Source organism: Pseudomonas sp. SWRI77, assembly GCF_014269105.1.
GTDB lineage: Bacteria > Pseudomonadota > Gammaproteobacteria > Pseudomonadales > Pseudomonadaceae > Aquipseudomonas > Aquipseudomonas capeferrum.
Genome location: NZ_JABWRV010000014.1, coordinates 48369 through 69683, shown reverse-complemented (window position 1 = coordinate 69683; position 21315 = coordinate 48369). Strand labels below are relative to the sequence as shown.

Genomic DNA, 21315 nt, shown 5'->3' with positions numbered 1-21315 from the left:
TCGCGGGGCAAGCCCGCCCCCACAGGATTATCACCAGCCTTGGGCGCGCTGCCGCACCTGTGGAGCGGGCTTGCCCCGCGAAGAGGCCGGTACAGGCAACCCACCTTTTGAAAGAGCTTTACCCATGGAAGCAGCACACAAACCCCCATTCTTCGACATCACCAGCGAACAGGGCCTGCTACGCACCTCGATCGCCGTCACCCTGTTCATCGCCACCATCGGCATCGCCTTCGGCCTGGCCTCCGGCTCGTTCTCGATCATCTTCGACGGCGTCTATTCACTGGTCGACGCCAGCATGAGCGGGCTGTCGCTGGTGGTGGTCAAGCTGATCACCTCGCACACCACCACCGCACACATGTCACGCAAACTGCGCGAGCGCTTCACCATGGGCTTCTGGCACCTGGAGCCGATGGTGCTGGCGCTCAATGGCATCCTGCTCAGCGGCGTGGCCATCTATGCGCTGATCAACGCCGTCAGCAGCGTGCTGCAAGGCGGGCGCCACCTGGAATTCGGCATCGCCATGGTCTACGCGGTACTGACCGTGATTGCCTGCGTGACCATCGCGGTGATCGAAGCCCGGGCCAACCGCAAGTTGTGTTCGGACTTCGTGCGCATGGACGTCAAGGGCTGGGTGATGTCGGCCAGCATTACCGCCGCGTTGCTGATCGCCTTCTGCTTTGGTTATGCCGTGCAAGGCACGCAGTGGGAGTGGATGTCACCGTACATCGACCCGGCGGTACTGGCGCTGGTCTGCCTGGTGATCATTCCATTGCCGTTGTCGGTGGTACGCCAGGCATTTTCAGAGATATTCCTGGTGACGCCGGGCGACCTCAAACTGCATGTCGACGAGGTCGCCAAGGCATTCGTCGCCCGCCACGGCCTGCAGTCGTACCGCGCTTATGTGGCCAAGGTGGGGCGCTCGCGGGAGATCGAGCTGTACTTCATCGTGCCGACCGGCATGGGCGCGAAAACCATCGATGAGTGGGATGCACTGCGCAACGAGATCGGTGATGCCGTGGGCGGCGAAGGGCCGGACCGCTGGCTGACCGTGGTGTTTACCGGCGACCCGGAGTGGGCCGAGTAACGGGGCCGCTTTGCAGCCCATCGCCGGCTCGCCGGCGATGGGCCAAGGCAAGCAACACGAGCCAGAAACGACAAAGCCCGCGACCGTTGCCGGTAGCGGGCTTTGACTTACTGCGTGTGGTGGGTCGTGTAGGATTCGAACCTACGACCAATTGGTTAAAAGCCAACTGCTCTACCAACTGAGCTAACGACCCGTTGGATGGCGCGTATAATACTGATTTCTAACGGGAAATCAACACCCTACGGCAAAAAAATCAAAAATAACGCGTCGGGTCGCTCACACCGGCAGCTTTGAAGCCATCGGCACGCAGGCGGCAGCTGTCGCACTTGCCGCAGGCACGGCCCTGCTCATCGGCCTGGTAGCAGGACACCGTCAGGCTGTAGTCCACACCGCGGGCGATGCCCTCCTGAACGATCTGTGCCTTGCTCAGGTTCTGCAACGGCGCCTGGATACGGAAGCCCTGCCCTTCGACGCCCGCCTTGGTCGCCAGGTTGGCCATGCGCTCGAAAGCTTCAACGAATTCGGGGCGGCAGTCCGGGTAACCGGAGTAGTCCACGGCATTGACGCCAATGAAGATGTCACGCGCTTCGAGCACTTCCGCCCAACCCAGGGCCAGGGACAGGAACACAGTGTTGCGCGCTGGCACGTAGGTGACTGGAATCCCCTCACCGGGGGTTTCCGGAACATCGATGCTGCTGTCGGTCAGGGCCGAGCCACCGATACCGTTCAGGCTCAGGCCGATGACCTTGTGCTCGACCACCCCGAGGTCGCGAGCCACGCGGGCAGCGGCATCGAGTTCTGCACGATGACGCTGGCCGTAGTCGAAACTCATGGTGTAACAGCTGTAGCCCTCGGCCTTGGCCATGGCAACAACGGTGGCCGAGTCGAGGCCGCCAGACAGCAGGATTACCGCGCGTTTTTCAGTCATGTACTGCTACTCCTCAATCAACGCCCGGGTTCGTCGTTCCACAGCAGCTTGTGCAGCTGCAGCTGGAACCGTACGGGCAGGTTGTCGGCAATGATCCAGTCGGCCAGGTCACTCGCGCGCACCTGGTGATGGCTAGGCGAGAACAATACCTCGCCGGCACGCTCGGCAAGGTTGTACTGGATCAGCTTGGACACCGCCCAGTCATAGTCCTCGCGCGAGCAGATCACGAACTTGACCTGGTCGTTGCGGGTCAAGTGCTCGATGTTCTCATAGCGATTACGGTGCGACTCCTCGGAGCCTGGCGTCTTCAGGTCGACCACACGGCTGACGCGGGTGTCGGTACCCGAAATATCCAGCGCGCCGCTGGTCTCCAGCGAAACCTCGTAGCCGGCATCGCACAGCTGTTGAAGCAACGGCAAGGCATTGGGCTGGGCCAACGGCTCGCCGCCCGTGACGCAGACGTAGCGCGGCTTGAAGCCGGCCACCTGTTCCATGATCGAATCGAGGGTGCGCAGGGTGCCGCCGCTGAACGCGTAGGCACTGTCGCAGTACTGACAGCGCAGGGGGCAACCGGTCAGGCGCACGAAAACCGTGGGCAGCCCAGCCGTTCGTGTTTCACCCTGCAAAGAGTAAAAAACTTCGGTGATGCGTAATGTGTCTTGCATGATCGCCACGGGCGTGACAGCTAAACAGGCTGTCCGCCTCCGTCAGGCACTGTCGCGGACTCGACATGGCGTTATCCGCTGCAGCGTGTTTAAGAAAAAGGGCAGTGATTCTAACGAAAAAACCCGCGACTGGCGCGGGTTTCTTGCGAAGGGTGCTGCTTAGAGCTTTTGCAGGTCACGCTGCGCCAGTTGCGCGGCGGATGTGCCGGGGTACTGGGTGATGACCTGTTGCAGAATGCCTTTGACCTTGTCGGTGTGGCCCATGCGGCGCTCGACGTCGGCCAGCTTGTACAGCGAATCAGGCACCTTGCTGTGCTTGGGGTACTTCTGGCTCACCTGCGCGAACGCCTGGCTGGCACCTGGCAGGTCGCCCTTGGCCAGGTTCACCTCACCCAGCCAATACTGGGCATTGCCGGCGTACTGGCTGTTGGGGTACTTGCGCAGGAAGGCGTTGAACGCCTGGCTGGCCTTGTCGAAGTCCTTCTGCTTGATCAGGTCGAAAGCGGCATCGTAATAGAGCTTCTCTTTCGCCGGATCACCGGGCTCGCCACTGGCGGCCGGTTGTTGCGCAGCGGCGCCAGCGGCACCTGCTGCTGCACCGGCGGCGGCATTGGATGCGCCCCCGGTAGAGGAATTGTCAGGGGTCGCGGCAGGCGCGGCACCACTGTTGATGCGACGGTCCAGGTCCTGGTATCGCTCCAGGTTTTCCTGCTTCATGCGCGACACATCGTTTTGCAGCTCTTCGATGATGCCTTGCTGGCGGGAAAGCTGGTCCTGCATCTGTTGCAGCTGCATGAACAGCTGGCCCTGTGCCGAGGTAGGGGTTGAAGCCCCTGCCCCGGCATAGGCGCCGCTCGTGCCATAACCCGCAGGCGGATAACTGCCTGCGTTGTCATCTACTACAGGGACCTCAGCCCAGGCCGCGAGCGGCAGGCTGAGTGCGAGGACGGTTACTACACGGCGGCACATTCGCATGGGAACTTACTTACGCAGTTCTACGCGACGGTTCTGAGCCCAGGATTGCTCGTCGTTGCCGGTAGCAACAGGACGCTCTTCACCGTAGGAGACCAGTTCCAGCTGAGCAGGGGAAACGCCCTGCAGAACCAGGTAACGCTGAACGGCCTTGGCACGACGCTCACCCAGAGCCATGTTGTACTCGCGGGTGCCGCGCTCGTCGGTGTTGCCTTCCAGAACAACGCGGTTGCCGTTGGACTTCAGGTCCTTGGCGTGAACGTCCAGAGCGCGCATGGCTTCTGGCTTCAGGTCCGAGCTGTCGTATTCGAAGTAGAAGGTGGTGATTGCGCGCAGGGCGGCTTCTTCGCTCAGGGAGCCGTCGACAGCGCCAGTGTTGGCACCGTAGCCAGCGTTCGGGTCAACAGCGCCTTCACCAGCGTTGTCACCGCCTTTCGAGGAGCAACCTACAGCTACAGCCATGGCCAGAGCCAGCGCAGCGAATTTACCAAACTTCAGCATTTCCATCGTGAAACTCCTAATGAAACCCCAGTGTGTTAAGCAAAACGTATTACGCCGCAATCAGTTCAGGTAAGGGGACCAGGACGGTTCTCTGACTTCGCCTTGAGCGGTAGGAAGTGGGAGCCTCACGCGGCCATTAAGCGACACGAGCATCAAGACTCCCCGGCCCTGCTGGCGGGTGGCGTAGATTAGCATGGTGCCGTTTGGCGCAACAGTGGGAGACTCATCAAGACTTGTTTCTGAGAGAATCTTTACACTTCCGCGTTGCAAGTCCTGTGCCGCCACTTTGAAGTTGGTGAAGCCCTGCTGACGGTGGATCATCACCAGCGTCTTTTCGTCCGCCGAAAGTTTCGGGTTGGCGTTGTAGTTACCAACGAAAGTTACGCGCTCGGCGCTACCACCACTGACCGACTGTTTGTAGATCTGCGGCTTGCCGCCACGGTCGGAGGTGAAGTACAGGGTGTTGCCATCCTTGCCCCAGAATGGCTCGGTATTGATACCAGGGCCGGCAGTGACACGGCTGATCTGACGCGAAGCCACGTTCATCACGTAGATGTCCGGGTTGCCATCTTTCGACAGCACGAACGCCAGGCGCGAACCGTCAGGCGACCAGGCCGGTGCACCGTTGAGGCCTTCGAAGTTGGTGACCTGCTCACGGCGGCCGGTGTCGATGTGCTGCACGAAGATGCGCGGGCGCTTCTGCTCGAACGACACATAGGCAATACGCTTGCCATCCGGTGCAAAGCGTGGCGACAGGATCGGCTCACGCGATTGCAGCAGGGTCACTGCCCGGGCACCGTCGTAGTCCGAGCGCTGCAGGGTGTAACGGGTGTTGTTGGTGGAGAAACGCTCGGCCGTCACGTACAGCATGCGGGTAGAGAACGCACCTTTGATGCCGGTGAGCTTTTCGAACGACTGGTCGGCGATGTAGTGCGACATGTCGCGCAGTTGGTCGACGCTGCCTGCCACGCTGCCGGTCAGCACTTGCTGCTCGGTGGCGACGTTGAACAGGGCGTACTGCACCTGCAGGCGGCCGCCGGACGGCACGATGCTGCCAACCATCACGTACTGCGCACCCAACGCCTTCCAGTCGCGGAAGATGACTTCGCTGGCCTGGGAAGGCTGGCTGATCATGTTCTGCCGCGGGATCGGCGAGTAGTAGCCGGAGTTGCGCAGGTCGTTGCCAATGATGTCAGCCATGTCTTCGGGCAGCACGCTGCCGCCCTGCAGACCGAACGGCACTACCGCGATGGGCGTGGCCCGGTCGCTGCCGCTGGTGACCAGGATGTTCTTTTCCTCTGCTACGGCCATGCCTGCCACGCAGCACAGCATGACCAGCAGTCCTCGAAGGAGTTTAATCACAACGCTAGATCCTCAGGAGTAAATGTCATCTTGAACGAACGATACCTGTTGAAATCGCTCGGCTTCATACCCTGCATTTCGGTCAGACGACCGATGTTCTTCATTGCTGCCACCGCCGAACTGTCAAACGGGCCGTCGCCACTGGAGCGCAACACGCTGACGTTGGTGATGGTGCCATCTGGCAGCATGTTGATCTGCAGGACTACCGTCATGCCCTTGCGCGCGGAAGGCGGACGTGCCCAGCCCTCGGCTGCGCGCATGCGGATCAGGTCGTCGAAATCGCCGGCCACCTGGTCACCTTGCTCGTCAGCCAGCGCCTGCTGCCGCTCGGTGGTATCGGACAACAGCTCGGCCAGGGCCTGGGCTTTCTTGTCTTCTGCCGACTTGCGGGCCGCTTCCTGTGCCTTTTTCTTCTGGGCGTCTGCCGCGGCCTTTTTCTTGGCCTCTTCAGCTGCCTTCTTCTTCGCGTCCTCGGCCGCCGCTTTCTTCTTGGCGTCCTCGGCTGCTTTCTTCTTGGCCTCTTCGGCTGCCTTTTTCTTGGCATCCTCGGTGGCTTGTTTTTTCGCTTCCTCGGCGGCCTCTTTCTTGGCGTCCTCGGCGGCTTTCTTCTTGGCCTCTTCCTCAGCCTTCTTCTTGGCGATGTCGGCCTGCTGTTTCTCGGCGGCTTTCTTCGCCTCATCGGCCTTCTTGGCTTCGGCGGCTTTCTTGGCCTCGGTGGCCTCTTTCGCCTCGGCGGCCTTGGCGGCGTCCTCGGCCTTCTTGGCTTCGGCGGCCTCGCGAGCCTCTTCGGCCTTTTGAGCGGCGTCGGCTTTCTTTTGTTCCGCGGCCTTCACGGCCTCTTGCTCGACCTTCTTCTGCTCCAGCTGCTCGACTTCGGTCTGGCGCGAGGCGGTTTTCTTCGCTTCCCCGGCAATCTTCTGATTGGTCTGGGTAGTCGCCTGGCTCTTGGACTTGAGCTGATACAGAGTAGCCTGGACGATCGGCTTGGAAGGCGGCAGTTCAGGCGTCATGGCAAAACTGACGAACAGCATAGCGAACACCAGCACATGCAGGCCGATGGCCCAGACGCTGGGCCAGAAGTAGCTTTCCGAGGCGGATGGCTCTCGCTGTTGCATCAGGGCGCCTCGGTAATCAGGCCAACGTTACCGACACCGGCCTTCTGCAACCCGCCCATGGCACCCATGACCGCGCCGTAGTCGACAGCCTTGTCGCCACGAATGAAGACCTGGGTCTGCTTGCCCTGGTCACGACCGGCAGCAATGATCTTGGTCACTGCGTTGGTCATGTCGGGCAAGGTCATGGCCTTGTCCATCTGTTTATCGGTATCGACTTCGCTGCCGAGGTTCCAGTAGTAGGTCTTGTCGGCCTTGATGGAGATGGTGAGGATCTGGACGTTGTTGTCTTGCGGCAAGGCTTCACTGGAAACCTTGGGCAGGTCGACCTTCACGCCCTGGTTGAGCATGGGGGCCGTCACCATGAAGATGACCAGCAGCACCAGCATCACGTCGATGTAGGGCACCACGTTCATCTCGGCGACCGGCTTGCGTTTGTGGCGAACTCGGGCCATGGGCTTCTACCTGATTACTCTTCGCTGGTGTGCACTTTGCGGTGCAGGATCGCCTGGAACTCGTCGGCGAAGGTGTAGTAACGGCCGATCAGCACTTCGCTGCGTGCGGCGAAACGGTTGTAGGCGATAACCGCAGGGATTGCCGCGAACAGGCCGATTGCGGTGGCGATCAGGGCTTCGGCGATACCTGGGGCAACCGTGGCCAAAGTGGCCTGCTGGGCGCTGGCCAGGCCGCGGAAGGAGTTCATGATGCCCCACACGGTACCGAACAAGCCGATGTACGGGCTGGTCGAACCGACAGTGGCGAGGAACGGCAGGCTCTGCTCGAGCTTTTCTTCCTCACGCGAGATGGCCACGCGCATGGCCCGGCCAACGCCTTCCATGACCGCGTCCGGGTCTACGCCAGGCTGCTGGCGCAGGCGCGAAAACTCCTTGAAACCTGCGCGGAAGACTTGCTCCACGCCCGAATCAGGGTCCGGGTTACTGCCTGCCTGACGGTACAGCTTGGACAGGTCGATGCCCGACCAGAAGCGCTCCTCGAAGGCATCCAGCGCACGACGACCGGCGCGCAGCATGGTGCTGCGCTGAAAGATCATGATCCATGAGGTGACCGAGGCGGCCACCAGGATCAGCATTACCAGCTGTACCACCACGCTGGCATTGCTGACCAGACTCCACATGGAGGTATGGTCGACGACGTTAGCTTCCACGCTTATTCTCCTGCATTCGATTGAGTACCCGAGCCGTCCGCCACAAAGGCGTCGCGCAGCTTGGGGGGTATGGCTCGGGGTTTGAAAGTGTCGGCGCGCACGGCGGCCACCAGGAACTGCCCCTCGCAGAGCAGCGTTTCATCCTTTTCCCGCCAGACCTGCTGCACGAAGCGCAGGCTGGCACGATTGAGTTCAAGTACTTGCGCGGTGACCCGTAGCTCATCGTCCAGCCGCGCCGGCGCGTGGTAGCGCGCCTCGCTGGAATGGACCACGAACAACAGGTTTTCACCGGCCAGTTGCGACTGGGAAAAGCCCAGGTGCCGCAACCGCTCGGTACGCGCGCGCTCCATGAATTTCAGGTAGTTGACGTAATACACCACGCCGCCCGCATCGGTGTCTTCGTAATAGACGCGACAACGGTGGGCGAACGGTTCGAGCTGATTTTGCGCGCGCATACTCTAGTGCTTACTCCTCAGCTTGCCAATCCGCTGCGGCAACTGTTTTTTCTTCATTAATGTCTTATTGCCAGCGCGCCTGTGGCATGCCAGCGGTAGGACCACAAAAAGCCGGTTTTGATCTGTCATTCATCGCCTGGCTCGGAAAAATCACCACCCTCCCCCAGGCGCCCGGGAACATTCAGGCCAAAGTGCAGGTAGGCATGCCGGGTGACCACACGGCCGCGCGGCGTGCGCATGATGTAACCCTGCTGGATCAGGTAGGGCTCGAGCACGTCCTCGATGGTGTGACGCTCTTCGCTGATGGCTGCCGCAAGGTTGTCCACCCCCACCGGGCCACCGTCGAATTTCTCGATCATGGTCAACAGCAGGCGGCGGTCGGAGTGGTCGAAACCACGCTCGTCGACGTCAAGCAGGTTCAGCGCAAGGTCTGCCACGGCCTTGGTGATCTGGCCCTTGCCGCGCACCTCGGCGTAGTCGCGCACACGGCGCAGCAAGCGGTTGGCGATACGTGGCGTGCCACGGGCACGCCGGGCGATCTCGAAGGCGCCCTGGTCTTCGATGACCAGGCCCAGGATACCGGCGGAACGGCTGACAATGGTCGCCAGGTCCTTGTCGCTGTAGAACTCCAGGCGCTGAACAATGCCGAAACGGTCCCGCAAGGGGTTGGTCAGCATGCCGGCACGGGTGGTGGCCCCCACCAGGGTGAAGGGCGGCAGGTCGAGCTTGATCGAGCGTGCGGCGGGCCCCTCGCCGATCATGATGTCGAGCTGGAAGTCTTCCATTGCCGGGTAGAGCACCTCTTCGACGACCGGCGAAAGCCGGTGAATTTCGTCGATGAACAGCACGTCATGGGGCTCAAGGTTGGTCAGCATCGCCGCCAGGTCGCCCGGGCGCTCGAGAATTGGCCCCGAGGTACTCTTGACCGACACGCCCATTTCCTGGGCGATGATGTTGGCCAGGGTGGTCTTGCCCAGCCCTGGCGGGCCGAAGATCAAGGTATGGTCAAGCGACTCGCTGCGGCCACGCGCGGCCTGGATGAACAGCGCCATCTGCTCGCGCACCACGGGCTGCCCGATGTAGTCGTCCAGGCGCAAGGGGCGGATCGCGCGGTCCTGGACCTCTTCGCGGTCACGCCCACTGGCGGCGATCAGACGGTCGGCTTCGATCACTTGGTAATCATCCCTTTGAGGCTGCGGCGGATCAGCTCTTCACTGCTCAGGCCGGCCTTGTCCTTGATGGCGGACACTGCCTTGCTGGCTTCCTGGGGTTTGTAGCCCAGGGAAACCAATGCACTGACCGCATCGGCCTCGGCTGAGGAGTCGCCGCTGGCCGGTACCGGCCCGTCGGACACCAGGGTGAACATGGCCGGCGAGGTCTCCCAGGCCTTGAAGCGGTCCTTGAGTTCGACCAGCAGGCGTTCGGCGGTCTTCTTGCCAACACCCGGCACGCGCACCAGGGCCGAGGTGTCCTGGGCCTGCACGCAGCGCACCAATTCGTCGGCTTCCAGGCCCGACATCAATGCCAGCGCCAGCTTCGGCCCGACGCCATTGAGGCGAATGAGTTCGCGGAACAGTTCGCGCTCGCGCTTTTCGTGGAAGCCATAGAGCAAGTGGGCGTCTTCACGTACCACCAGGTGGGTGTGCACGGTCACCGTTTCGCCAACCCTGGGCAGGCGATACAGGGTGGTCATGGGCACTTCCAGCTCGTAGCCCACGCCATTGACGTCGATAATCAGGTGCGGCGGTTGTTTTTCCGCCAGGGTGCCGCGCAAACGTCCAATCACGTTCCGATCCTTCCTCTCGGGGAGCCGGTCAAAGACCGCTCAACCCTATCAGCAAATGCGCCGGGTGAGCTTGCCACCCGAACAAAATGTGTATCAGCGCATGAAGCGCTTACAGACGCAAGCGCCCACCGCGTCGGCGTGCCGTGGCCAAGCCATGTGGCACCAGGCTGGAGCGGGTATGGGCATGACACAGGGCGATGGCGAGGGCGTCGGAGGCGTCGATCTGCGGCTTTTGCGTCAGCTTGAGCAGGTGCATGACCATCATCATCACTTGCTCCTTGTTGGCACCGCCCGTGCCCGCGACGGCCTGCTTGACCTGGGTGGCACTGTATTCGGCGATTTCCAGCCCCGCCTCGGCCGCCGCCACGATCGCCGCACCGCGGGCCTGGCCGAGCTTGAGCGCCGAGTCGGGGTTGCGGGCCATGAACACCCGTTCGATGCCCATGGTTACCGGTTCGTGCAGCCTGATGACCTCGCCGACACCGCGAAAGACGATCTGCAGACGTTCATGCAACTCGCCACTGCCCGTGCGGATACAACCCGACGCCACATACTCGCAACCACGGGCCGTTTGGCGAACCACGCCGTAACCGGTGATCCGCGAGCCGGGGTCGATACCAAGAATCAGAGTCATAACGCCTGTCGTATTTAGGGATGCATTTTTGCAAACTGCACCGGCCCTTTCGCGGGGCGAGCCCGCCCCCACAGGTACCCCGCTGGCCTTAAGGATGGCAGGGACCTGTGGGAGCGGGCTCGCCCCGCGAAAGGGCCGGTACAGACGCTGAAAAACTCACATGCTGGGCTTGATCCGCCAGCACACCTTAGCCGAGTTTTTCCATGATCTCGTCAGAAATCTGCGCATTGGAATAGACGTTCTGCACGTCGTCCAGGTCCTCGAGCATGTCGATCAGCTTGAGCACCTTTTCTGCGCCTTCCAGGTCGAGTTCGGCGCTGGTGGTCGGCTGCATGACGATTTCGGCGTCATTGGCATTGAAGCCGGCCTCTTCCAGGGCATTACGCACAGCGTAGAAGCTGTTGAAGGAAGTGAAGACGTCGAACGAGCCATCGTCATTGCTCACCACGTCGTCGGCATCGGCCTCCATCGCGGCTTCCATCAAGGCGTCTTCATCCACCCCCGGCGCGAAGCTGATCTGGCCCTTGCGCTCGAACAGGTAGGCCACCGAGCCATCGGTACCGAGGTTGCCACCACACTTGGTGAAGGCATGACGCACGGCCGCGGCAGTACGGTTGCGGTTGTCGGTCATGGCCTCGACCATGATCGCCACGCCACCTGGGCCGTAACCCTCGTAGCTGAGCTCTTCGACGTTGTCGCTTTCGTTGGTGCCAGCACCACGGGCAACAGCGCGGTCGATGATATCGCGGCTCATGTTGGCGCCAAGGGCCTTGTCCAGCGCCAGACGCAGGCGCGGGTTGGACGCCGGGTCACCGCCGCCCTGCTTGGCTGCAACGGTCAGCTCGCGGATCCACTTGGTGAAAACCTTGCCTCTCTTGGCATCCTGGCGCTCTTTGCGGTGCTTGATGTTCGCCCACTTGGAATGACCAGCCATAACGACTCCAAATTCTTTGAAACACAAACAATTGCGCCCCTGACGGGGCGCAACGACAAAAAAACCTGCGCCGTAACGCAAAGGCGCATCCATGTGGATGCGCCTGGGGCCCGCTTACTCGACCTTGGTCTGTTCGCGCAGGCGGATGTGCAGCTCGCGCAAGGCCTTGGCGTCGACCATGCCTGGGGCCTGGGTCATGACGCAGGCAGCGCTCTGGGTTTTCGGGAAGGCGATCACTTCACGGATCGACTGGGCGCCGGTCATCAGCATGACCAGGCGATCCAGGCCGAAGGCCAGGCCACCGTGAGGCGGGGCGCCGAACTTCAGGGCGTCGAGCAGGAAGCCGAACTTCTCTTCCTGTTCTGCCGCTTCGATACCCAGCAGACGGAACACCGCCTGCTGCATCTCTTTGCGGTGGATACGGATCGAGCCGCCACCCAGTTCGGTGCCGTTCAGCACCATGTCGTAAGCACGCGACAGCGCGGTGGCCGGGTTGGCCTCCAGCTCTTGCGGGGAGCACTTCGGTGCAGTGAACGGGTGGTGCAGCGCTGTGAAGCTGCCGTCGTCGTTCTCTTCGAACATCGGGAAGTCGACAACCCACATCGGCGCCCATTCGCAGGTGTGCAGGTTGAAGTCGTTACCCACCTTGATCCGCAGCGCGCCCAGGGCTTCGCTGACGATCTTGGCCTTGTCGGCGCCGAAGAACACGATGTCGCCGTCGACTGCGCCCACGCGATCAAGGATCACGTTGAGGTTGGCCTCAGGGATGTTCTTGACGATCGGCGACTGCAGGCCTTCGACGCCTTTGGCGCGCTCGTTGACCTTGATGTACGCCAGGCCCTTGGCACCATAGATGCCGACGAACTTGGTGTACTCGTCGATCTTGCTGCGCGGCATGCTGGCGCCGCCTGGCAGACGCAGGGCGGTAACGCGGCACTTAGGATCGTTGGCCGGGCCTGCGAAGACCTTGAACTCGACGTCCTTGAGCTGATCGGCAACGTCGACCAGTTCCAGCGGGTTACGCAGGTCTGGCTTGTCGGAACCGTAACGGCGCATGGCTTCTTCGAAGGTCATGTGCGGGAATTCACCGAACTCCAGGTCCAGGACTTCCTTGAACAGCTTGCGGATCATGCTCTCGGTGAGGCCCATGATCTCGGCTTCATCGAGGAAGCTGGTCTCGATGTCGATCTGGGTGAATTCCGGCTGGCGGTCAGCACGCAGGTCTTCGTCACGGAAGCATTTGGCGATCTGGTAGTAACGGTCGAAACCGGCAACCATCAGCAACTGCTTGAACAGCTGGGGCGACTGCGGCAGGGCAAAGAAGCTGCCAGCGTGGGTGCGGCTCGGCACCAGGTAGTCACGCGCGCCTTCTGGGGTGGCGCGGGTGAGGATCGGCGTCTCGACGTCAAGGAAGCCGTTCTCGTCGAGGAAGCGACGGATGCTGCTGGTGATGCGCGAACGCAGACGCAGCTTGTCGGCCATTTCCGGACGACGCAGGTCGATGAAGCGGTAGCGCAGGCGGGTTTCCTCGCCGACGTCGGAGTATTCGTTGAGCGGGAACGGCGGCGTTTCGGCCTCGTTGAGCACCTGCAGCTCGTAGCCCAGCACTTCGATGCCACCGGAGGCCATGTTCGGGTTGACCGCGCCTTCCGGACGGCGGCGTACCTTGCCGGTGATCTGCACGACGTACTCGCTGCGCACACGGTCGGCGGCAGCGAAGGTTTCGGCGCGATCAGGGTCGAATACGACCTGGGCCATGCCCTCGCGGTCACGGATGTCGAGGAAGATCACCCCGCCGTGGTCGCGGCGACGATGGACCCAGCCGCAAAGGGTGACTTCCTGGCCGTCCAGGCTCTCGTTCAGTTGGCCGCAATAATGGCTGCGCATCATGATGGTGGTTTCGCTTCTCGTGATTCGTGTATTCGGTGGAGGCCTTGGCCGCCCAGAGGGCTAATACTGCAAGACCCGGTCACAGCATTCAACTCAGTCGGCCTTGTCGCCGCCTGCCAGATTCTTTTTTGCCCCGGTCTTGAAGTCGGTTTCGTACCAACCGGTGCCGCTCAGGCGAAAGCCTGGGACAGACAGCAGCTTCTTCAGTGCCGGCGCCTGACAGGCCGGGCAATCGGTCAGCGGCGCGGCGCTGATCTTCTGCAGCGCTTCCATGCGGTGCTCGCAGGACGCACATTGATAGTCATAAAGGGGCATGGGTGTCTCTCGTCAACCATAACGCTGGCTGCCGGGGCAGCAAAAAGCGGGATTATATATGGTTAGCAAGCACTGCGCAGCCCGCCTGGCGATCAGCGTGCACTCGGCGGGTCGAGCAGCCAGGCGACGCAGATCACGCGGATCAGGCCGCTGAAGTTGCGCACCCCACCCTGGCGCAGATGCACCTCGCGGTCCACATACGACAGCACCGCACTGACCGAACAGCGGTTGGCCTCGGCGATACGCTCCAGAATGCCCCAGTAGACTGCTTCCAGCCGCAGGCAGGTTGAAAACCCATTGAGCCGGACCGAGCGTGACACCGGCCTGACCTGCAGCATGTCGAAATCGGCCTTGAAGGGGTCGACGCATTGCTTGCCTGGCCACCCCCCCCGACCAGCGCCCCGCTTGTCCACCTGCCACATACTCGCCATCGGGCCACTCCATCCATCGACTGTCATTGCCCTGCACCCAGGGCTACGGCAGCCATGAAGCGCCAGCCTGCGCATCCGCAGCAGCGGCAAAACCTTCCCGCAGAAATGCAGAAAGCCCGGTTGCCGTGACGGCAACCGGGCTTTTCAGGCATTTCTGACGCTACGGCGGCTATTTACCGTCAAGCAACACGCGCAGCATCCAGGCAGTCTTTTCGTGCACCTGCATGCGCTGGGTCAGCAAGTCGGCGGTCGGCTCATCGCTGACCTTATCCACCACCGGGAAGATGCTGCGCGCCGTGCGCACGACCGCTTCCTGGCCTTGCACCAACTGACGGATCATCTCATCCGCCACCGGCACGCCCCCCTCCTCCTTGATCGAAGAATGCTGCGCATAAAATGCATAGGACCCCGGTGCCGGGAAGCCCAGGGCTCGAATCCGCTCGGCGATCGAGTCGACCGCCAGGGCCAGCTCGTTGTATTGCTCTTCGAACATCAGGTGCAGGGTGCGAAACGAAGGGCCGGTGACGTTCCAATGAAAGTTATGGGTTTTCAGATACAGCACATAGGTATCCGACAACAGGCGCGACAGCCCGTCGACGATGGACTTGCGATCTTCTTCACTGATACCGATATCGATTGCCATGAAGTTCCCCTTTCCATAAGGCTTGATGATCAAGCGGGCCCTTGACACTGTATCAACACTTGGCAAAAGCCGCCTGTGACATGGCGCAACACATCGGCTGCGCAGACCTGCGGTTTGAGTAGCCTGCGCCTTTGCTGTTAAATAGGCAGGGTGCCACCCGTGCGGATTGTCATTGCCGGGTGCATAGGCTGGCCCATCACGTGTTCGCGCTTTACACCTCATGCGCACCGTGTCGCCAGCTCTTCCTGTGATCAGCTTGTCAACTGTGAGCCAACCCCATGTTCAAGATCGTCCATCTGGTGACGGGCGTAGCGGCTTTGCTGCTATCGCTCATGCCCAGCCTGAAAACCGATGCAACACCCTTCCTGCAGCAACCCGATGCGGTCTACCTGGCACTGCTCGGCCTGCTTAACCTGGTATTGGCCCCGGTCGTGCCGCTGTACTACCGAGGTGCACGGCAACAGCTGCAACACCTGGCTTGCGCCTTGCTGGTGGTCGCCGTGGTACTGCAGACACTGACCCTGCTGGCTCGGCCCGAGATGGGCAACCTGGCTGCACTGGTGTGCGCGGTGCTGGCCGTGGCCCTGCACCTGGCCGCAGGTTTCGCCCGCAGCCCCCGCAAGGCCCGCAGCAGCCAGAGCGCCCCACTGGAGGCCGGCAACCGCGATACGGGCACCGTGAAGTGGTTCAATACTTCCAAAGGCTTTGGCTTTATTTCCCGCGATTCGGGCGATGACATCTTCGTGCACTTTCGCGCTATTCGGGGCGAAGGCCACCGTATTCTGGTGGAAGGCCAGCGCGTCGAGTTTTCGGTCATGCACCGTGACAAAGGCCTGCAGGCCGAAGATGTGGTGGCAGTAACCCGTCGCTGACCTTGCCAGCCCTGGTGCAATGCCAGGGCTGCCTGAACTCAATAATGAGGGGGCGGCGCCTCTTCTCCCTCGCTGCCGTACTGCCCTACCATTTCTTCGTAACGCTTGAGCAGTTCGGCCATCTGCAGCTGCAAGCGGTCGATCACACGCCCCTGCTCGACCACAACATCATTCAACGCCTGGAGCGTGTCGTCCTGGAACGCCTGGCGGGTTTCAAGCTCGATAATTCGCGATTCAGGTGACATATCAGGCCTCCCGGTAATCGTTGTCGAGCAGCGTGCGAAGGCGTTGACGAATGCCGTCGACCTGCCCAGGCGCATACTCGCCCGCAGGCACCTTGCCCCACACCGGCGCAGGCCAGGCCACATCGCCATGGCGGCGAACGATGACATGCATGTGCAACTGGCTGACCACGTTACCCAGCGTGGCAACGTTCATCTTGTCAGCCTTGAACTCACCCTTGAGCGCCTGCGACAGGTCCGTGGTTTCCTTGAACAGCTGGGCCTGGTCTTCCTGACTCAAGTCGAACACTTCGCTCACGCCGGCGCGCCTGGGCACCAGGATGAACCAGGGGTAATTGGCATCTTTGCTGAGCAGCAGACGGCACAACGGGAAGTCTCCAAGCACCAGGCAATCCTGCTGCAAACGCGTATCCATCTCAAACACTGCAAAACCTCCAACAGACAAAAACGGGCCCGCCCTACACGGGGCATCGGGCAAGGATACCTTGCTTCGCAGGCGCCGGCATGCAAGCGCTGCCCTGCGCTGCACACTTTAAGTTCATCTATGCCCCCCGCCTGCACAACGGCGGTAACACAGCGCTACTTTTCGCACCAAAATGAGGCCGCAAACGAGCACACCACTACGCTTTTACCCACTCGAATGACACTGCATTAACAGTGGCCGGTAACACATTGACTTTTATGACAGCTTTTGGGTTTCAAACGCCTAACTTATCTGGCACACCATCAGACAAGCTTCAGCCCGTGTTTTCGGTACTTTCCGACCTTCGGCACCCCGATTTGTGAAAATTTCATGAACCGGGGTTAATTTTGTGCACGCTTGTTGCATTCCCTCCACACCAAGTCGGCACGACATCTGCATCAAGGGATGTACGCGACAAATAACAACAGCCGCTTTGGATACACCAGGGAGTTTCCCTAGCCGGAATCTGTAGTTACAGATTCGTTACGGTGACAGGAACGGCGCTGGCGTTGTACGGCCCGGGAATCCGGGACGTGATTTGCGACATGGAATTACCTACAAGCGACATGACCATAAAGATCCCGAAAGGTTCTATATGCCCATATCGCCAACAACAGTCAGCGTGCTATACATTTCCGCCGACATAACAAGAAAGAGCTGCCCCATATAACTAAAAGACTTGGGCGCAGCGGTACTCTTCCTAAAAACCAAAGGAGCAAATCACGATGCGCGTGATGAAGTGGAGCATGATCGCCCTGGCCGTTTCGGCAGGGACCTCGCAATTGGCCTTCGCCTCTGCACAAGACGAGTCCAAGGGTTTCATCGAAGACAGCCAGCTGAACGTCAAAACTCGCATGCTGTACTTCAGCCGTGACTTCCGCAACAACCCAGCCGGCACCCAGAGCCGCGTGGAAGAAACCGGCCTTGGCTTCCTCGGCACTTACGAATCGGGCTTCACCCAGGGCACCGTAGGCTTCGGCGTCGACGCCATCGGCATGCTTGGTCTGAAGCTGGACAGCGGCCGTGGCCGTGCCGGCACCGGCCTGTTCCCACAAGGCTCCGACGGTCGCTCGCAAGATGATTACTCCGAAGGCGGTGGCGCTGTAAAAATGCGCATCTCCAATACCGTGCTGAAGTTCGGCGACCAGTTCACCGCCATGCCAGTATTCGCCACCGACGACAGCCGACTGCTGCCGGAAGTTGCCGAAGGCGGCCTGATCACCAGCAACGAGATCAGCGGCCTGACCTTGAACGCCGGTCACTTCACCGCGATGAATGCCCAGGCTCAGACCTACCACGACAGCCTGAACCTGAGCGAAGCCAACATCTTCGGTGGCACCTACGCCTTTACCGACAGCCTCAGCACCAGCATCTACTACTCGCGCGTCGAAGATCACTTCCGCAAGTGGTACGGCAACGTGAACTGGGCGCTGCCGATCAGCGACAAGCAAGGCCTGGTGTTCGACTTCAACATCTATGACACCAAGTCCATCGGCGACAACCGCACTGGCGCGTTCGTCACCAAGTCCGACGGCAGCAACGAACTCGACAACATCGCAGCCAGCCTGTCCGGCGCCTACAACATCGGCGCCCACACCTTTACCCTGGCCTACCAGAAGGTCAGCGGTGACGGCGACTACGCCTACGGCGTAGACGGCGGCGGTACCGTGTTCCTGGCCAACTCCATCGCCCGTTCCGACTTCAACGCCGAAGACGAGAAGTCCTGGCAGGCGCGCTACGACCTGAACTTCGCCGAGTTCGGCGTACCAGGCCTGACCTTCATGACCCGTTATGCTCGCGGTAGCGGTGCAACCACCCGCACCACCGACAACGGCAAGGAATGGGAACGCGACATCGACGTCAAGTACGTCCTGCAGAGCGGCCCAGCGAAGGACCTGAGCTTCCGTGTCCGTCAGGCCACTTACCGTTCCAGCGACGGTGTGTACTACGGTTCGAGCTCGATCGACGAACTGCGTCTGATCGTCGAGTACCCGCTGAGCATCCTGTAAGCCTCGCTTATAGTGCCCCGCACCTGAAAAAGCCCGGCACGATTGCCGGGCTTTTTCTTGGCTGACAATTGCCACGCCCTGGGGCATCCTGTACGCCTTCGTTTCACCCCCGTACAATGCGGGGTCATTTCAACGTCTTAGGCAATCGACACGGCCCACCATGCGCACCAGTCAATATTTGCTCGCCACCCAGAAAGAAACCCCTGCCGACGCAGTGGTCATCAGCCACCAGCTCATGCTGCGCGCCGGCATGATCCGCAAACTGGCCTCGGGCCTGTACACCTGGCTGCCGATGGGCTTGCGAGTAATGCGCAAGGTCGAAGCCGTGGTCCGCGAAGAAATGAACGCCGCCGGCGCCCTGGAAGTGCTGATGCCAAGCATCCAGCCCGCCGAACTGTGGCAGGAATCCGGCCGCTGGGAGCAGTATGGCCCCGAGCTGCTGCGCCTCAAAGACCGCCACAACCGTGATTTCTGCGTTGGCCCGACCCACGAAGAAGTCATCACCGACCTGGCCCGTAACGAGCTGTCCAGCTATAAACAGCTGCCGCTCAACATGTACCAGATCCAGACCAAATTCCGTGACGAGATCCGCCCGCGCTTCGGCCTGATGCGCGGCCGCGAGTTCATCATGAAGGACGCCTACTCCTTCCATGCCGACCAGGCTTCCCTGCAGGAAACCTACGACCGCATGCACCAGGCGTACACCAACATCTTTACCCGCCTGGGCCTGGACTTCCGCCCGGTGCAGGCCGATACCGGCTCCATCGGTGGCAGCTATTCGCACGAGTTCCACGTGTTGGCCGAGTCCGGCGAAGACGATGTGATCTTCAGCGACAGCTCCGACTACGCCGCCAACATCGAGAAGGCCGAGGCCATCCCGCGTGAAACCGTGCGCCCTGCCCCTGCCGAGGAGCTGCGCCTGGTCGACACCCCGGACGCCAAGACCATCGCGCAACTGGTCGAGCAGTTCGGCCTGCCGATCGAGAAAACCGTCAAGACCTTGATCGTGCGCGGCGCCGAAGAAGGCAAGCTGATCGCCCTGATCGTCCGTGGTGACCACGAGCTCAACGAAATCAAGGCCACCAAACTCGAACAGGTTGCCGACCCGCTGGTCATGGCCACCGAAGCCGAACTGCACGACGCCATTGGCGCCGGCGCAGGTTCGCTCGGCCCGCTGAACCTGCCGCTGGAATGCATCATCGACCGTTCGGTTGCCCTGATGAGCGACTTCGGCATTGGCGCCAACATCGACGACAAGCACTACTTCGGCGTCAACTGGGAACGCGACCTGCCGGTACCGCAAGTCGCCGACCTGCGCAATGTCGTCGAAGGCGACCCGAGCCCGGACGGCCAGGGCACCCTGGTGATCAAGCGCGGCATCGAAGTCGGGCACATCTTCCAGCTCGGCACCAAGTACAGCGAGGCGCTCAAGTGCCAGGTACTGGGCGAGAACGGCAAGCCGGTGGTGCTGTCGATGGGTTGCTACGGCATCGGCGTTTCCCGCGTGGTCGCCGCCGCGATCGAGCAGAGCTACGACGACAAAGGCATCATCTGGAACGATGCCCTGGCGCCATTCCAGATCGCCCTGGTGCCGCTGCGCTACGAAACCGACGTGGTTCGCGAGGCTACCGACAAGCTGTATGCCGAGCTGACCGCCGCCGGTTTTGAAGTGTTGCTGGACGACCGCGACAAGAAGACCAGCCCAGGCATCAAGTTTGCCGACATGGAGCTGATCGGCATCCCGCACCGCATCGTCGTCAGCGACCGCGGGCTGGCCGAAGGTAACCTGGAATACAAGCACCGCACCGAACAGGATGCTCAAGCGCTGCCACTCAATGAAGTGCTGTCGTTCCTGCAGGCCCGCGTTCGCCGCTGATAATCAATGCACGAGTGATCATGTCCAAGCGAAGTACCTTTACCCTGGGGGGCGCCGCACTTAGCGGCGCCCTGCTCATCAGCGGCTGCGCCAACCAGATGTCCCAGCGCAGCGAGCATGAGGAGCGCGTCGAGCGCAAGTTGCTCGAACACAGTCTGCAGATCGATGTCGGCGAGCCGAAGGTGATGGAGCTGCCGCAACGACGTGTGCGCGTGCATGAGCAGAAGCGCTTCGAAGTCACCGAATTCGAAGTCACCCGTCGCTACGACCGCTACACGCCCTACCAGCCCTGGCGGGAGGTCTACGAGATCCCGCTGGGCGCGGTGGCTGTGGTGGCCGGCGTGGGCGCCAACGTGGTCAATGTGTTCGCCTTGGGCAACCTGCCCAAAAGCGTGACCCACGACTGGCTCAGCTATGGCGCGGCGGGGCTCAACCCGTTCATGAACGTGCAGTCCAACGGTCGCGCCCAGCAGAACCTTGCCGGGATCAGCGAAGTGCAGAAGGACCAGCGCGAAGAATCCACCAGCCTGCCCTGGAGCGAGCGCCTGGTCGAGGTCAAGGCCGGCAAGATGACCCACGAGCTGACCACCGACAGAAACGGCGTACTGCGCCTAAACCTGCTCGACAGCCCGTTCTCCGAGCAGAACCTCAACCACATTGGTACCCTGCACTTGCAGGTGGTCGATGAGGACAACGCGGTGCGCGGTGACGCTAGCCTGCTGGTCAGCGCCACCCTGCGCAACAAGCTGCTCGAAGCCCACGAACTGATCTTCGACGACCTGGAAGACGATGATGTCGGCCAGTGGGTACACCGGGTCAAACGCCTGTCCGAACTGGGCCTGGAAGAGGAAGCCAGCGAAATGGAGCAGAGCCTGATCGAGCTGACGCGCAACGATCCGGAACTGCAGCAGGAATTTCTGCAGTCGCTGACCAAGGCAACCGGGCGATTGGTCGCCGACCCTGGCGTGCAGTGAAC

At 61.3% G+C, this 21315-nt stretch carries 24 protein-coding genes and 1 tRNA gene; 5 read left to right on the top strand and 20 right to left on the bottom strand.

Features of this window, described 5'->3' with window-relative positions:
* The first annotated feature begins 124 nt into the window (after positions 1–124).
* The gene (locus HU766_RS15145; RefSeq protein WP_033699836.1) at positions 125–1084 is read left to right on the top strand and encodes a cation transporter; all 960 of its coding nucleotides are present in this window, start codon (positions 125–127) and stop codon (positions 1082–1084) included.
* A 117-nt stretch (positions 1085–1201) separates the two neighbouring features.
* Here the strand turns inward: HU766_RS15145 and HU766_RS15140 are convergent.
* The 18 genes from HU766_RS15140 to HU766_RS15055 form a co-directional block, all read right to left on the bottom strand.
* A tRNA-Lys gene (locus HU766_RS15140) sits at positions 1202–1277 on the bottom strand.
* Between the two features lie 60 nt (positions 1278–1337).
* The gene (gene queC / locus HU766_RS15135; RefSeq protein WP_186658343.1) at positions 1338–2012 is read right to left on the bottom strand and encodes a 7-cyano-7-deazaguanine synthase QueC; all 675 of its coding nucleotides are present in this window, start codon (positions 2010–2012) and stop codon (positions 1338–1340) included.
* A 17-nt stretch (positions 2013–2029) separates the two neighbouring features.
* A complete protein-coding gene (gene queE / locus HU766_RS15130; protein WP_033700214.1) occupies positions 2030–2677 on the bottom strand; it encodes a 7-carboxy-7-deazaguanine synthase QueE in 648 nt (215 codons plus the stop codon).
* Positions 2678–2836: 159 nt separating this feature from the next.
* Positions 2837–3652, bottom strand: coding sequence for a tol-pal system protein YbgF (gene ybgF, locus HU766_RS15125; protein WP_186658332.1), 816 nt, complete (start codon positions 3650–3652; stop codon positions 2837–2839).
* 6 nt (positions 3653–3658) lie between these two features.
* The gene (gene pal, locus HU766_RS15120) at positions 3659–4156 is read right to left on the bottom strand and encodes a peptidoglycan-associated lipoprotein Pal (RefSeq protein WP_008090230.1); all 498 of its coding nucleotides are present in this window, start codon (positions 4154–4156) and stop codon (positions 3659–3661) included.
* 54 nt (positions 4157–4210) lie between these two features.
* Positions 4211–5482, bottom strand: coding sequence for a Tol-Pal system beta propeller repeat protein TolB (gene tolB, locus HU766_RS15115; RefSeq protein ID WP_033699839.1), 1272 nt, complete (start codon positions 5480–5482; stop codon positions 4211–4213).
* A 26-nt stretch (positions 5483–5508) separates the two neighbouring features.
* The gene (gene tolA, locus HU766_RS15110; protein WP_033699841.1) at positions 5509–6627 is read right to left on the bottom strand and encodes a cell envelope integrity protein TolA; all 1119 of its coding nucleotides are present in this window, start codon (positions 6625–6627) and stop codon (positions 5509–5511) included.
* Complete coding sequence (gene tolR, locus HU766_RS15105; protein WP_012273765.1) at positions 6627–7079, bottom strand: protein TolR; 453 nt, start codon at positions 7077–7079, stop codon at positions 6627–6629. Before tolR ends, tolA begins: the two co-directional genes overlap by 1 nt.
* Before the next feature lie 14 nt (positions 7080–7093).
* Positions 7094–7789 carry a protein TolQ gene (tolQ, locus tag HU766_RS15100; RefSeq protein ID WP_008090219.1) on the bottom strand — a complete coding sequence of 232 codons (696 nt, stop codon included), beginning with the start codon at positions 7787–7789 and terminating at the stop codon, positions 7094–7096.
* 2 nt (positions 7790–7791) lie between these two features.
* Entirely contained in the window at positions 7792–8244 is a 453-nt protein-coding gene (ybgC, locus tag HU766_RS15095) for a tol-pal system-associated acyl-CoA thioesterase (protein WP_186658330.1), read from the bottom strand.
* A gap of 125 nt (positions 8245–8369) precedes the next feature.
* Positions 8370–9416, bottom strand: a complete 1047-nt coding sequence (ruvB, locus tag HU766_RS15090) for a Holliday junction branch migration DNA helicase RuvB (protein WP_186658328.1) — start codon at positions 9414–9416, stop codon at positions 8370–8372.
* Complete coding sequence (gene ruvA / locus HU766_RS15085; protein ID WP_186658316.1) at positions 9413–10030, bottom strand: Holliday junction branch migration protein RuvA; 618 nt, start codon at positions 10028–10030, stop codon at positions 9413–9415. The genes ruvB and ruvA overlap by 4 nt, the downstream gene beginning before the upstream one ends.
* A gap of 109 nt (positions 10031–10139) precedes the next feature.
* A complete protein-coding gene (gene ruvC / locus HU766_RS15080) occupies positions 10140–10664 on the bottom strand; it encodes a crossover junction endodeoxyribonuclease RuvC (protein ID WP_033699846.1) in 525 nt (174 codons plus the stop codon).
* A gap of 187 nt (positions 10665–10851) precedes the next feature.
* Entirely contained in the window at positions 10852–11598 is a 747-nt protein-coding gene (locus tag HU766_RS15075; RefSeq protein ID WP_186658314.1) for a YebC/PmpR family DNA-binding transcriptional regulator, read from the bottom strand.
* Between the two features lie 114 nt (positions 11599–11712).
* Entirely contained in the window at positions 11713–13488 is a 1776-nt protein-coding gene (gene aspS / locus HU766_RS15070) for an aspartate--tRNA ligase (protein ID WP_033699848.1), read from the bottom strand.
* A gap of 93 nt (positions 13489–13581) precedes the next feature.
* Positions 13582–13803, bottom strand: coding sequence for a zinc ribbon domain-containing protein (locus HU766_RS15065; protein ID WP_033699849.1), 222 nt, complete (start codon positions 13801–13803; stop codon positions 13582–13584).
* A gap of 92 nt (positions 13804–13895) precedes the next feature.
* Positions 13896–14225, bottom strand: a complete 330-nt coding sequence (locus HU766_RS15060) for a ribbon-helix-helix domain-containing protein (protein WP_186658518.1) — start codon at positions 14223–14225, stop codon at positions 13896–13898.
* 178 nt (positions 14226–14403) lie between these two features.
* Complete coding sequence (locus HU766_RS15055) at positions 14404–14877, bottom strand: Dps family protein (RefSeq protein ID WP_186658311.1); 474 nt, start codon at positions 14875–14877, stop codon at positions 14404–14406.
* 278 nt (positions 14878–15155) lie between these two features.
* On the opposite strand from HU766_RS15055, the gene HU766_RS26450 reads away from it, so the two are divergent.
* Positions 15156–15749 (top strand): cold-shock protein, encoded by a 594-nt coding sequence (locus tag HU766_RS26450; protein ID WP_186658308.1) that lies wholly within the window; start codon positions 15156–15158, stop codon positions 15747–15749.
* 38 nt (positions 15750–15787) lie between these two features.
* Here HU766_RS26450 and HU766_RS15045 read toward each other — a convergent pair whose 3' ends face one another.
* Together HU766_RS15045 and HU766_RS15040 are read right to left on the bottom strand one after the other, a co-directional pair.
* Positions 15788–15994, bottom strand: coding sequence for a SlyX family protein (locus HU766_RS15045; protein WP_186658305.1), 207 nt, complete (start codon positions 15992–15994; stop codon positions 15788–15790).
* A 1-nt stretch (position 15995) separates the two neighbouring features.
* Positions 15996–16415, bottom strand: coding sequence for an HIT domain-containing protein (locus HU766_RS15040; protein WP_186658303.1), 420 nt, complete (start codon positions 16413–16415; stop codon positions 15996–15998).
* A gap of 764 nt (positions 16416–17179) precedes the next feature.
* Here HU766_RS15040 and HU766_RS15035 point away from each other — a divergent pair.
* From HU766_RS15035 to HU766_RS15025, 3 genes are all read left to right on the top strand, one after another.
* Positions 17180–18463, top strand: a complete 1284-nt coding sequence (locus HU766_RS15035; protein ID WP_186658301.1) for an OprD family porin — start codon at positions 17180–17182, stop codon at positions 18461–18463.
* 160 nt (positions 18464–18623) lie between these two features.
* Entirely contained in the window at positions 18624–20339 is a 1716-nt protein-coding gene (locus HU766_RS15030; RefSeq protein ID WP_033699858.1) for a proline--tRNA ligase, read from the top strand.
* A gap of 20 nt (positions 20340–20359) precedes the next feature.
* Entirely contained in the window at positions 20360–21313 is a 954-nt protein-coding gene (locus tag HU766_RS15025) for a hypothetical protein (protein WP_186658299.1), read from the top strand.
* The last annotated feature ends 2 nt before the right edge of the window (positions 21314–21315 follow it).